The sequence below is a fragment of the Gardnerella sp. KA00390 genome, assembly GCF_049244075.1.
Lineage (GTDB): Bacteria > Actinomycetota > Actinomycetes > Actinomycetales > Bifidobacteriaceae > Bifidobacterium > Bifidobacterium vaginale.
The window spans coordinates 171,048-182,927 of the sequence record NZ_CP058372.1; the positions used below are offsets into that span (position 1 = coordinate 171,048).

Genomic DNA, 11,880 nt, shown 5'->3' on the forward strand with positions numbered 1-11,880 from the left:
TCGCGCGTTACAGCGCGCTCACGTCTTCGCTTGCGTTGAAAGCACACTGTGCTTTCAACTTTGAGCAAGCTCAGCGCTCCGAATTGCATTCGCGCGCTACGCTTTAAGCGCTCATGCAAGTCGATTCGCAGTCCTCCGATGGTGACTCGCCGAGAGAGCAAGAAAAATCGAGAATCTCGGTGATGAAGCAATACGCAATTGTTCAAGCACGTAAGAGGGCTGGGTGATTCTTGGTCGAACAGTATAAGAGCGGCAGCCGATACTAAATAATCCAATGAATCACCCTACAAACAAACTTCAACCAAAAAACAAAATCAAAGCCAAATCGGAACAACCGCAACAACAGACTACACGTAAGAGGCGGAGCGTTGTGCGAATCGACGACTTCGAGCTGCATAGCGCGCGAGAAGTCACCTCGATTCGCTGAGCCGCTTAAATGTAAAGTCCAGTGGACTTTACATGCGGCGAAGGAGTGAGCGCGGCTAATCCGTGCGAGCGTAGAAACACCCAGCCCTCGCGCAACGATAAATAGGAAAATCACTCGTGCGTCCTAAGCGTACAAACGCACTACATGATTACAGAATCACGTAGATTAATCGCCGCCAGCAGCGCCTTCTTGAGTATCTGATCCAGTGTATCCATATTGCGACCCTGCAGAACCAGATACTCCAGACGAATTGCGTTCAGACTGACCAGATTGACCAGACTCTCCCGAACCAAGCCCAGATCCATAAGATCCTTCGGACGCACGAGAAGAGTCGCCAGCAGCCGCGCCTGCAGAATCTGAAGGCTTATTTTCTGTCCTATCTACTTTATCCTTATTTTCCTTATAAGGCTCTTTATCGTCAGAAGCTCTATCCGAGTAGTCGTATTCCGAAGTACGCCTATTGCCTCCAAGTCCCCACTTGCCATCTTCACCACCAATTTTGCCGTTATCCTTAGCTTCTGGGAACTTCTCGGTAGGCATTCCAGTAAGCGCGTGACGCATATACTTTGTAAACAAATGTGCAGAATACCCAACACCGCCTGGATAACCGCGGAAAGACGGAACAGGCTGAGGATTTCCCTGCGCATTCGGATACCATATAGCAAACACGGTTACAACACTAGGAGTAAAACCAACAAAGCTGCATGCAGTCTCATCGTTTGCGGTACCAGACTTTCCAGCTATAGGTTTGCCAACACCCCTAGCTTCCGTAGAAGTACCATATTGCACAACGCCTTGCAGAGCTTTAGTGGTAAGAGCCATGTCTGCTGGAGAAAACACTTGTCGTCCAGATGTTGGAGCTCTATAAAATTCTTTACCATCTGGATTCTTAACGCTAGCAACAATATGAATATCTGGCCTGCGCCCCTGACTTGCTATCGTAGAATAGGCTCGCGCAATTTCGCTAACATGCACAGGGTCGTTACCCAACACTGTGAACGGATTTTCGCCATTAATCCTCTTAGGATCCAAGCCAGCCGTAACAGCAGTATGAGCCACAGCCCTACGCCCAAGCTTTTGCTGCAAAGACATAAACGGCGTGTTCACGGAGTTTGCTGTTGCTTTATAAAGGTTGATTGTTCCCCAATTAGTGTTTGCATAGTTGTTAACAGGCTTATCTATGCCTTCAAACTTTAGGTTAGAATTTCCATTAAACAGAGTATTAAGACTTGTTCCAGCCTGAATAGCACCGATTAAAGCGAATGGCTTCATGGTACTTCCAGGCTCATAAAGGGCTTGAGTAGCATTATTAAGCGGTTTAGAAAGATAGTCATCTCCAGCATAAACAGATATGATTGATCCGTCTTTAGGATTTACACTCATTCCACCTACTTGCAACCCAGCTGGAGCGATTCCGCGACCACCCATAGCAGGGCTTGCCACACTAAACATTAAATCCTGCTTAGCTTTGTCGATTGTTGTAACAATACGATATCCGCCAGTATCAAGGTCTTCCTTCGTAAAAGCTCCGCTTTGAGTAAGCTCGCTGCGAACCATGTGAAGCAAATAACCTTGAGGTCCTGAATAAACGTTTTGCTTAGTCTGATTAATGGTTTGTGGCATTTTAGCGCTTTTATATTCTGCGTCAGTAATGTACTTGTCTTCACGCATAATCCTAAGAACGCGCTTGAATCGCATATTCGCTTCTTTAGGCATGATTGCAGGATCCCAGCTGCTTGGTGCAGGGATTATTCCAGCCAGCATTGCTGCTTGAGATAGTGTAAGATCTTTTGCTTCTACACCAAAGTACGCTTTTGCTGCCGCTTGTATTCCATACGCTCCGCGACCAAGATAAATAGTGTTCATATAGTTACATAGCACAGTGTTTTTATCTTGTGTTTGCGCGATTTTTAGAGCTAGAATCGCCTCGTGAAGTTTGCCTAAATACGTTTTTGTTTCACCAAGATAGTAGCGTTCTGCATACTGTTGTGTGATTGTGGACCCGCCCCAGCGTCCTTTAGAAGTTATGTTGTGAATTATTGCGCGTCCAATTCCTTTAAAATCAATTCCACCGTCTTTGTAGAACGATCTGTTTTCGCTTGCGACTATCGCGTTGCCAACATATGGTTTTAGCGCAGAGCAACTTATGATTTCTCGATTTTGTTCCGCAAAACTACCGATTTCTGTTTTTCCATCTGCGTAGTACACCTTGGTTTTGTCTGCCATCGCAATCTTATCTGGCTGCGGAATGTCGGTGTTCACATACATAACCGCAAATACGAGTGTGCCAAGGATTATTGGCGTAAAAATTATGATTAATGCCCAAAATAGGATTGGATGTTTTGTTCGCCACGTGTCGCGGATTCTTTTGTGTTTTCTTCTTTGACGCCTCTGCCTTGTTGCGCTTGGTCTGGCTGTTCCAGTTCTGGCGTTTGCGCGTCGTTTTTCCTCTGCAGAAGTCGCGCTTCTTACAGTGCGTCCTGTATTAGAAGAGTGCGAATTTTGTCCATTACTATTTGCAACCATATAATCCAAGTTAGCGCTTGGCGGGGAATTTTAATCATATGTAATATCATGTGTAATATTTGTAAAAGCTAGTATTATAAAAGTGTGTTAGTGCAGCATGATTATATGCTGTTGTTTTTGGGCAAGGAGTTTATATGAGTATCCGCGTTGCCATTGCCGGTGTTGGCAATTGTGCTTCGTCGTTGGTTCAAGGCGTTGAATACTACAAAAATGCCAATGATGGCGATAAAATTCCAGGATTAATGCATGCTGTTTTTGGGCAATATCGCGTGCGAGATATTGAGTTTGTAGCAGCTTTTGATGTTGACGCTTTAAAAGTGGGTCATGATTTAAGCGAGGCGATTTATGCTTCGCAAAACAACACGATTCGCTTTGCAGATGTGCCTAATCTTGGTGTTAAAGTGCAGCGTGGACCTACTTACGATGGCTTGGGCGACTACTACAAGCAAATGATTGAGGAGTCTAAGGAAGAGCCTGTAAATGTTGCCGCGGTTTTGCGCGATTTGCATGTAGACGTGCTTGTTTCTTACTTGCCAGTTGGCTCCGAGCAGGCAGATAAGGCGTATGCTACGGCGGCTATGGAAGCTGGATGCGCGTTTGTAAATTGCCTTCCTGTTTTTATTGCTTCCGACCCAGTTTGGGCGCAAAAGTTCCGCGATGCAGGCGTTCCGATTATTGGCGACGATATTAAAAGCCAGGTTGGAGCTACGATTACGCATCGCGTTATGGCGCGACTTTTTGAAGATAGAGGAGTGCGTTTGGATCGCACTTACCAGCTGAATGTTGGCGGAAACATGGACTTTATGAACATGTTGCAGCGCTCTAGGCTTGAGTCGAAGAAGATTTCTAAGACGCGCGCGGTTACTTCGATTGTTCCGCACGATATGGATGATCACAACGTGCACATCGGTCCTTCGGATTATGTTGCTTGGCTTGACGACCGCAAGTTTGCGTTTGTGCGCTTAGAGGGCACCACTTTTGGAGATGTTCCGCTTAGCTTAGAGTACAAGCTCGAAGTGTGGGATTCGCCTAATTCTGCAGGCATTGTTATAGACGCTGTGCGTGCGGCGAAGATTGCGTTGGATCGCAAGCTTTCAGGCCCGATTTTGGCTCCTAGCTCCTACTTTATGAAGTCGCCAGCTGTTCAGCATGAAGATAGCGAGGCGCGCGAACTCGTTGAGCGCTATATTGCTGGAGATGTTGAGGCAGATGAGTCGCAGCTTAATGCAGATGTTGAGGCTGCAAAAGAACATGGTAAAAGCGTGTGGCGCGCCTAGCAATGCGCCTAATGGTGCGGAAGCTTGCGACTTGCGCTCGACTTGTAGCCAAAATCGTGTAATATAGGTAGAGCCTCCGCGTGGCACTACGTCACCCAATCCCCCCAGGGCAGGAATGCAGCAAGGGTAAGTGGCCTCTGGTGGGTGCGCGGGGGTTTTCTTATATAAAGTTTGTTAGATTTGTCTCGCTCGTGATGCAAATATAACGCAAGCGATATTACCCATTTGTTGTTGCGCGAGGGCTGGGTGTTTCTTGTCTCACAACGCTCCGCCTCTTGTGTGTTTCTTGTTGTTGCGGTTGTTCCGTTTTGTCTTTGATTTTGTTTTTAGGTTGATGTTTGTTTGTAGTGGTTGATCATTGGATTATTTGGTATCGGCTGCCGCTCTTATACTGTTCGACCAAGAATCACCCAGCCCTCTTACATTCTTGAACAATTGCGTATTGCTTAATCGCTGAGATTCTCGATTTTTCTTGCTCTCTCGGCGAGTCACCATCGGAGGACTGCGGATCGACTTGCATGAGCGCTTAAAGCGTAGCGCGCGAATGCACTTCGATTCGCTGAGCTTGCTCAAAGTTGAAAGCACAGTGTGCTTTCAACGCAAGCGAAGACGTGAGCGCGCTGTAACGCGCGAGCGATACATCTCTTTCGCTGCGAAAAATCTCGAATCTCTACCACATTTGGCGTAATCTACATAACCACGTAGCGCGTGGAGTGTTGTTTGATAAAATGCTTGGTATGAGTCTATTTGAAGGCAGCAAGATTAGCGATGGCAGCGACGACAGTGATAATAGTCAAATTAGCGGCATTGGTGAAAATATCAAAAATAGTCAAAATTCTCAAAGCAGCGAGGCTAATCAAGATATTTCTAAGCTCGATCCGCTGATGAATCGTCCTAGAATATCAACAATAGCTTTGTGTGCGCTGTGTGCTGTTCTTTTTGCATCTTTTGCATCAATCATGTGGATTCTAGCCGTTAGAACCGCAATAGGTCAGTCGTATGAAGAAATGGTGATTAGTACTTTTGGATATAGTGCCATTCCGTCGTGGCTGTCTGTTGTACTAACTCCGCTTAGAAGTTCCATACTCGTTATAGTCTTATCTGCCTTGATTTGCGCTGCGGCAGCAATAATATCAATCATAAGAAAACGCTGGTGGCTGATTGCGCAATGCGCTGTAATACTAGTTTTATCTCTAGCTGCAGAGCCTCTAAAACGTGTGCTTCCGCGTCCGATCCTAGTAAATGTAGCAACGCTTGCAAAAAATTCCGCTCCGTCTGGTCACATGCTACTAATGGCGGCTGCGTGCGCGCTGCTTGTTTGCGCTGTAAGTCGCGCTTTTAGAGCATGGATTGCACTTGGCTCAGCAATAATCACATTTCTGCTTGCCATAGCTCTTTTGGGAGGCAGATGGCACAGGCCGGCAGACGTTATGATATCCGTACTCATAGTTGGTGCTGTAACGTCAACAGTGTTGATTTTTACAAGATCATCTGGAATGGACGTGCCAGGTTCAAGAAGATCATCTATAAGCGTGCAAATCGTTGGAAGCGCAATGATCACAATGGGAATAATCTGCCTAACTTACTGTTCGTACATGATTTACCAGATTATGCCAGGAATAGATTTAGGTGCAAAATGGGCTATAGGGGTATCGCACTCTTGTGCATATTGGGCTGTAGCAGGAGTGTGTAGCTTGACTTTCGGCGTTTTGATGGTTCTTAGACAATCCAGTGCAGCTCCTTTAAGTAGGCTAGGATTAGTTGGTGCTCCGCCTACTCCTCCTTCAAAAAGCGAAGTTCCAAAACGTCAAGATGAGGACGATTTATTGTTAAGATTATCGTCTAATTGAATAAAAAATAAGTAAAGTGGTATATATAGGAGTATATGCTGATATTTCGCAAAGTTTGATTTTGTTGATTTTGTTGAATATGAAACGCGTATTGCGTTAGAGTTTGCGTGGATTGAGTAGTAAAAGCGCGGAATATGCATACAAAATGCATCTGTACGAAAGGAGAGCGTATGACAGAGCAGAACAAGCTTGTCATTGTGGAGTCTCCCACTAAAGCGCGTAAAATAGGCGGATATCTTGGAAGCGGATACACTGTTATGGCATCCGTTGGCCACATTCGTGATTTAGCACAGCCAAGTCAGGTGCCAGCTGCTAAAAAGGCAGAATTTGGCAAGTTTGGCGTAGATGTAAACAATGGTTTTGAGCCATACTATGTTGTTGGCGCGGATAAAAAGAAAACAGTTTCGGATTTAAAGGCTGCGCTCGCAAAGTCGGGCGAATTGTTCCTCGCAACTGATGAGGACCGCGAAGGAGAAGCGATTGCGTGGCATCTTGTGCAAGCACTTAAGCCAAAAGTGCCAGTAAAGCGCATGGTGTTTCACGAGATTACAAAAGATGCGATTCAAGCTTCGCTTGCTAACACGCGAAACGTTGACGACCATATGGTTGATGCGCAAGAAACACGCCGCGTGTTGGATAGATTGTACGGCTACGAGCTTTCGCCAGTTTTGTGGCGTAAAGTGGGACCGGGTCTTTCTGCTGGGCGAGTGCAATCTGTTGCAACGCGTTTGATTGTTGAGCGCGAGCGCGAGCGAATGGCGTTTAAAAAGGCGAGCTATTGGGATGTTTGTGCGGATTTGAGCGCAAACGGCGTTGATTTTCAGGCGCGAATGACGGCTCTAAATGGAGAGCGTTTGGCTGCCTCTAAAGATTTTAATTCGCTTGGCGAGCTTCAAAAAACTAAGGGCGAATCTGCTTTAGCGCACTATTTGAATGAGGCAGATGCTTGTGCGATTGCACAGAGTCTTGGCGCGGCTGATTTTGTTGTGAGCTCAATGGACACTAAGCCGTATCGCCGCCGCCCATTGCCTCCGTTTACAACTTCCACTCTTCAACAGACTGCTGGAAACCGCTTGTCGATGAGCTCTCGCCAAACTATGCGCGCGGCTCAATCTTTGTACGAAAACGGTTACATAACCTACATGCGTACTGATTCTGTAACACTTTCTAAAGAGGCGATTTTTGCGGCGCGAGATTGCGTTAAGTCTAGTTTTGGAGACGAGTATTTAGCGGATTCTCCAAAACAGTATGCTACGACTTCTGCAGGCGCTCAGGAAGCGCACGAGTGTATTCGTCCTGCTGGATCTACGTTTAGAAATCCTGCGGATTTGGCTGGCGTTCTCCCTGCCGATCAGCTTAAACTTTATACGCTTATTTGGCAGCGCACTCTTGCTTCTCAAATGGCGGATGCTACTGGTTTTACAGCTACAGTTAAGCTAGATGCTTCGGCTGGCAGCTTTGGGACTGCTAATTTCCAAGCTTCTGGAACCGTGATTGAGTTTGCTGGATTTATGAAGGTGTTTGGCGGATTTAGCGAAGACGAGCAGTCTAAGGCTTTGCCTCCTATGGCTAATGGCGATGTTCTTAAAGCTTTGCGAGTTAGCGCGGATGGTCATGAAACTCAGCCGCCAGCTCGCTACACGGAAGCGTCTTTAGTTAAAACGCTTGAAGCTAAGGAGATTGGTAGGCCGTCTACTTACGCTAGCATTATTTCCACGATTATTGACCGCGGATACGTGTATGAGCGTGGGCGCGCGTTGATTCCAAGCTGGCTTGCTTTTGCTGTTATTAAGCTTTTGGAATCTAATTTCCCAACTTACGTTGACTATGCGTTTACGGCGGACATGGAAAATGGTTTGGACCGCATAGCACATGGCGAGGAAGCTGGTAAAGATTGGCTTTACAAGTTTTACTTTGGAGATAACGGGGCGGTTGCTGGCGACTTTGCAATGCATGAAGGTTTGCAAAAACAAGTTGATCAGCTTGGCGAGATTGACGCTCGAGAAATCAACACGATTGATATTGGCGGCGGATTGCACGTGCGCGTAGGCAGATACGGCCCGTATTTGGAAGATACGAAGAATCTAGACGAAGATGGCAATGCGCGCAGAGCTTCGATTCCAAGTACTTTGGCTCCAGACGAGTTGACTGAGCAAGTTGCACGAGATTTGATTGAGAACAACTCCGACGGTCCGCGCGTTTTGGGTACAGATCCGCAAACTGGAGGCAGTGTAGAAGTTAGGAACGGGCGTTTTGGAGCTTACGTTGCTCTTGTTGAAGCTTCGGATGAGGATGAGTCGCAAGCAGCCGACGATTCTGCTAAAACTGGCGCAAAGTCTTCTGCAAAATCTAAAAAGTCTGCTAAAGCTAAGCCAAAAATGGCGTCTTTGTTTAAAACAATGGACCCTGCAACAATAACTTTGCAAGATGCTTTGCGACTTTTGAACTTGCCTCGATTGGTTGGCATTGTGGAAGAAGTTGATGAGCAAGGCGAAGTAAAGCGCGCGAAGATTGAGGCGAATAATGGTCGATACGGACCTTATTTGACTAAGACTTACGAGCGCGCGGATGCTGGCGATTCGGCTGTGGATGCCAAGCCAGACAATCGTTCGCTTGCAAGCGAAGACGCGATTTTTAGTGTGACTTTAGACGAAGCCAAGGAGCTTTTTGCTCAACCGAAGTATGCAAAGCGCACTCGTGGAGCCGCAAAACCGCCGCTTAGGGAGCTTGGAGAGGATCCAGAAAGCGGCAAGCCAGTGGTAATTAAAGACGGCTTCTACGGAGCTTATATTACAGACGGCGTTACGAATCGCACGCTTCCAAAGCAGTACACGCCTGAGTCGATTGAGCCACAGGTTGCGTTTGAGCTTTTGGCGCAAAAGCGTGCGGCAGGGCCTGTAAAGCGCAAGAGAACTGCTGCAAAGAAGACGGCAACAAAGAAGACGGCTGCTAAGAAGACGGCTGCAAAAAAGAGCACAGCAAAAAAGTCCACGTCTAAAGGCGAGTAAACCTGGTAGAGGTATGCAAAAATGGCTATAGGTCTTAAAAACAGCGGGCTTAGCGGTTTAAACAAAGGTCTTAAGGGTCTTTTTATATCTTTTGAAGGTATAGACGGCGTTGGGAAAACTACGCAAGTTGAGGCTTTGCGTGATTTTTTGCAAGCACGCGGACTTGAGGTTGTTGTAACGAGAGAGCCTGGCGGAACACCGTTGGGCGAACAGTTGCGCAACATTCTTCTACACGGCGGAGCGATTTCTGCGCGCACCGAGGCGCTTCTGTTTGCTGCGGATCGCGCTCAACATGCTGCGCAAATCATCATCCCAGCCTTGCGGCGCGGTGCGGTGGTTATAACGGACCGTTACATTGACTCATCGCTAGCGTATCAGTCTGGGGGGCGTGAGCTCACTATGCAAGACGTGCGCGATTTAAGCGAGTGGGCATCTAATTGCCTTTGGCCCAATCGCACGTATTTGCTAGATATGAGCGAGAAAGATGCTGCTGTGCGATTGCATGGGCAGGCGGATCGCATGGAAAGTGCAGGGCTTGATTTTGCGCGCCGCACGCGTGAAGCGTTCTTAGATCTTGCTAAACAAAATGCGCAAAGATTTTGCGTTTTAGACGCCACTTTGCCAGCTTGCGACTTATCTAAGTTGATTGCTAAAGACATGTGCAAGTTGATGGATAATGCTGGAATAGGTGACAAAAAATCGCCAGAAGCCCCAGAAAATCAAGGATTTTAGGATTTTAGGACTATAGGATTTTAGCAATGGACGTTTGGGAATCGGTAGTTGGTCAAGCGCAAGTTGTTGAACGCCTTAAAAAAGTAGCGCAAGGCGATTCAAGCAAAATCGCGCAATCATGGCTTATTTGCGGATCTACTGGATTCGGGTGTGCAAAAGTGGCAAGAGCGTTTGCAGCGGCATTGCAATCGAGTGGAAAAATCGCAAGCAACCGCGCCGCCGAAAACTCCGCCACTCAAATAAACACTCAAATAAACACAGATAAAATCGCAAGTGAAGTATTAGCTGGAACAAGCCCAGACGTAAACATTTTAAGCACGGACAAAGTTACAGTAAGCATTGACGAAGTGCGCGAACTCGTATCAATATCCGAGCAAATGCCAAGTGTTGCACCGTGGCGAATCATAATAATCGAAGACGTTGGGCGCATGCTTGAGCGCACAACAAACGTTTTGCTAAAAGAAATCGAAGAGCCAGCACCTCGCACAATATGGATTCTTTGCGCGGCAAGCGCGGCAGATGTTTTGCCAACAATTCGTTCTAGGTCTCAAATAGTGAATTTGGCTCAACCAAGCGACCAAGATGTGCAAGAATACGTGCAACAAAGCGCACACATTGATGCAAAAACGGCGGCAAGCGTGGCTCGCATAGCTCAAGGAAACGTTGATTTAGCAATGCTTTACGCTACAAGCGAGAGTGCTAGAAGCAGAAGAGAAGAGCTTGTTGCAGGCGTTTTGCGTCTTAGCAGCGCAATAGATGCTATTATGCTTGCACAAACGCTAATCGAAGATGCTAAAAGTCAGGCAGAAGACGAAGTGCAAAAGTCTGTTGAAGCTGAGCAAAGCGAGTTTTTGCGCATAAATGGCATTAAGCCAACAGATAAAATCCCACCTAAAATTCGTAGCGCATACAATGCGATTGGCAAAAAAGACGATGTTAAGCGCAAAGTCACTCGCGTAAGCAGAGACGTTTTAAACCGCGCAATAGATGCGATTTGCAGCGTGTACAGAGATGTGCTTGTTGTGCTAAACAATGCGCAATCGCAAACACCACTTGTGAATCAAGAATTTAAAGCAGAAATTATGCAGCTTTCTAAAAAGAATACAGCAGAGCGCGCGCTTAAATGCCTGGACGCGCTTGCGGTTGCTAAAAAGCGGCTTGCTGGCAATGGAAACGCAACGCTTATTTTTGAAGCACTTTTATGTGCGCTTTGACTGAGATTGAAATTGCATAACGCATTTCAAGCTCCTTCAAAGCGTGATTTGGCTTAAGGCATAAAGTCCAGTGGACTTTATGCGCCAAATCAGCCGAACGGCTACTAATAGCCGTGAGGAATAGCGTAGCGCGCGAACGTCTTCGCTTGCGTTGAAAGCACACCGTGCTTTCAACCTTAAGCAAGCTCAGCGCTCCGAATTACCTTTTCGCGCTACGATTCTCAAGCGAAAAGGTAGGTCGTCGCGTATAGTCACAGCGGTAGTAGATACTTAGATTATGAATATTTCTGCAGATTTCACCACTATTCCAGACAACTTTGCAAAAGCTGCGCCGGAAGAAAACAAGATTAACGGCGTTCCAGTCGTGTCTTTTCCATTTTATGTAGACAAGTTGCCGGATTTTGTGCACTACTTGCATTGGCGATTTGTAGACGACGACGCTATACCAGTGTGCGGATTCCAGTGGATTCATTGGGTTGTGGCAAATGTTCCAGTGGAAGCGCTTATGTTTGACTTTAACGATTCGCGCGCTTTGCAAATTCCGCAAGACTTTTCGCGCACAATGCCAACCATGATTCCAGAAGTTGTACAAGGGCGAAACTCGCAAGCTAGCCGATTTGTGGGTTGCACGGACCCTGCAATTACAATGCGCTACAATGGCCCGCAGCCGCCAGACAAGGATCACGACTACATGCTAGAAGTGTTCGGCACGCAAAAGCCTCTTCCAAATCTTAAAGAAGGCTTCTATCTTAACGAAATGATGAATGAAATCAGGCATTACGATTCGTATGTAGACGTTAACGGATTATATTTGCGAGGAAAAGCTTAGAATTTAGGCTTTAGAAT

7 protein-coding genes and 1 other RNA gene are annotated in these 11,880 nt (G+C 46.6%); 7 read left to right on the plus strand and 1 reads right to left on the minus strand.

Features of this window, described 5'->3' with window-relative positions; genetic code table 11:
- Positions 1-592: 592 nt before the first annotated feature.
- Positions 593-2,953: a transglycosylase domain-containing protein gene (locus HXT53_RS00660; protein ID WP_421780373.1), complete on the minus strand. Its 2,361-nt coding sequence runs from the start codon at positions 2,951-2,953 to the stop codon at positions 593-595.
- Between the two features lie 134 nt (positions 2,954-3,087).
- Here HXT53_RS00660 and HXT53_RS00665 point away from each other — a divergent pair, with 134 nt between their 5' ends.
- From HXT53_RS00665 to HXT53_RS00695, 7 genes are all read left to right on the plus strand, one after another.
- A complete protein-coding gene (locus HXT53_RS00665) occupies positions 3,088-4,230 on the plus strand; it encodes an inositol-3-phosphate synthase (protein ID WP_009994459.1) in 1,143 nt (380 codons plus the stop codon).
- A 67-nt stretch (positions 4,231-4,297) separates the two neighbouring features.
- An RNA gene (gene ffs / locus HXT53_RS00670) (signal recognition particle sRNA small type) lies at positions 4,298-4,394 on the plus strand.
- Positions 4,395-4,958: 564 nt separating this feature from the next.
- Positions 4,959-6,080 (plus strand): phosphoesterase, encoded by a 1,122-nt coding sequence (locus HXT53_RS00675; protein WP_041160695.1) that lies wholly within the window; start codon positions 4,959-4,961, stop codon positions 6,078-6,080.
- Positions 6,081-6,250: 170 nt separating this feature from the next.
- Complete coding sequence (topA, locus tag HXT53_RS00680; RefSeq protein WP_410311515.1) at positions 6,251-9,088, plus strand: type I DNA topoisomerase; 2,838 nt, start codon at positions 6,251-6,253, stop codon at positions 9,086-9,088.
- A 21-nt stretch (positions 9,089-9,109) separates the two neighbouring features.
- A complete protein-coding gene (gene tmk, locus HXT53_RS00685; protein WP_421780376.1) occupies positions 9,110-9,820 on the plus strand; it encodes a dTMP kinase in 711 nt (236 codons plus the stop codon).
- Between the two features lie 26 nt (positions 9,821-9,846).
- Positions 9,847-11,034 carry a DNA polymerase III subunit delta' gene (locus HXT53_RS00690; RefSeq protein ID WP_101890416.1) on the plus strand — a complete coding sequence of 396 codons (1,188 nt, stop codon included), beginning with the start codon at positions 9,847-9,849 and terminating at the stop codon, positions 11,032-11,034.
- A 277-nt stretch (positions 11,035-11,311) separates the two neighbouring features.
- Positions 11,312-11,863, plus strand: coding sequence for a YbhB/YbcL family Raf kinase inhibitor-like protein (locus HXT53_RS00695; RefSeq protein WP_020759648.1), 552 nt, complete (start codon positions 11,312-11,314; stop codon positions 11,861-11,863).
- The last annotated feature ends 17 nt before the right edge of the window (positions 11,864-11,880 follow it).

Bases quoted from the DNA above. Each gene is read 5' to 3' on its own strand.
- HXT53_RS00660 (WP_421780373.1), bottom strand. From the start codon at position 2,953: ATGGTTGCAAATAGTAATGGACAAAATTCGCACTCTTCTAATACAGGA.
- tmk (WP_421780376.1), top strand. From the start codon at position 9,110: ATGGCTATAGGTCTTAAAAACAGCGGGCTTAGCGGTTTAAACAAAGGT.
- HXT53_RS00665 (WP_009994459.1), top strand. From the start codon at position 3,088: ATGAGTATCCGCGTTGCCATTGCCGGTGTTGGCAATTGTGCTTCGTCG.
- topA (WP_410311515.1), top strand. From the start codon at position 6,251: ATGACAGAGCAGAACAAGCTTGTCATTGTGGAGTCTCCCACTAAAGCG.
- HXT53_RS00675 (WP_041160695.1), top strand. From the start codon at position 4,959: ATGCTTGGTATGAGTCTATTTGAAGGCAGCAAGATTAGCGATGGCAGC.
- HXT53_RS00695 (WP_020759648.1), top strand. From the start codon at position 11,312: ATGAATATTTCTGCAGATTTCACCACTATTCCAGACAACTTTGCAAAA.
- HXT53_RS00690 (WP_101890416.1), top strand. From the start codon at position 9,847: ATGGACGTTTGGGAATCGGTAGTTGGTCAAGCGCAAGTTGTTGAACGC.